This is a genomic window from Microcoleus sp. PH2017_28_MFU_U_A (assembly GCF_020738035.1).
GTDB lineage: Bacteria > Cyanobacteriota > Cyanobacteriia > Cyanobacteriales > Microcoleaceae > Microcoleus.
Genome location: NZ_JAEQCX010000016.1, coordinates 1 through 1,198, shown reverse-complemented (window position 1 = coordinate 1,198; position 1,198 = coordinate 1). Strand labels below are relative to the sequence as shown.

The window sequence follows — 1,198 nt, the reverse complement described above, 5'->3', positions numbered from 1 at the left end:
CAGGGCTATTTCATTCTAAACAGCTTCTTCAAAACGTCTAGACCATAGCCAGCGAGCCGTTGTGCCTGTGCCATATTTGTTTCTCCAGCTTCTCGATAAAGATTGAGTGCTAAATTACGAGCAATTGCAAAAATGGCTGGGAGATCGCCAACTCGAACTCTAGAAGCATCTTCTCCTTGAGTCACATCTCGGACATAGTGGACCTTATTTTCAACACCCCAGTAATCGCGAATTCTAGTTGCAAATTGTTCCACCGTTTCATCCAATGAACTAATGTAGTACCTGGTTTCAGGCTTCTTGATTTGAATATATTTACCTTTTAACAGGTGTCGATAACTCGTGACTCGAATGATAATTCGTAGTCCGGCCCAGTCTTCGCTCTCCGATAGTCCATGCCAGCCTGTCCACAAACTCACACTTCGTCGTTCCACTCGTCCGTGGCCCGTTTCAACGGTATTAATATGGGATTCTGATTGAAATTTCTCCTTAATTTGCTCATGAAAATGGCTATGATTCCCTTTTAAGGCACCGAGATAGTCATTCCCAGACTCAATAATTAGCTCACAAGTTTTTTTTGAGTATTCAAGGCATCGAAGGCAAAGACGACTCCCCGTTGGGCCAAGGCTTCCAAAACGGGTGGAATCGCTTTGATTTCATTGGTTTTACAATCCACTTGTTGGGGAGTTAAAATCAGTCCTCGTTCGACCAAGTAGACCGTCACCAATTGAATCGCTGGATGGGATGGGGTCCGATTATCACCCGTTTCAATGTTGTAAGAGCCACGGAGGACTTTTCCATCTAAGGCAATGGTTTCACCTCTTTTCGGTTCAATTTTGCAGAAAGAAGCGACGCAAGCGCCATAGGATTGATAATCCAAGTCCAGTAACGCCCGACGAAGCGTACTGTAGGAAGGAATCCCATGCTTCGGGAACCCAAACAGCGCAATCAGAGGTTCGCGGTAAGCCTTTAACCAATCCCCGATGGCTAGAAAACCACCACATCCTGCGCTAATCGCCAGGGTAAATAACGCTAAACAGACCGCATACTCATGACGACAGCCCGCTCCACGCCGTGGGTCGGGTAATTCCGAAAATGCTTCTACAATTGCTAGGGAACTCATAAATCATAAGTTAGGGTGAATCCGACTTCTAAACTCTAAACCTAAACCCTGTCTACTGTCTAGAACGAAATAGCCCTG

General features: G+C 45.6%; 1 pseudogene. It reads right to left on the bottom strand.

The window, feature by feature from the left end:
- Positions 1-5 precede the first annotated feature (5 nt).
- A pseudogene (locus JGK14_RS00155) lies at positions 6-1,120 on the bottom strand (ISAs1 family transposase).
- Positions 1,121-1,198 lie beyond the last annotated feature (78 nt).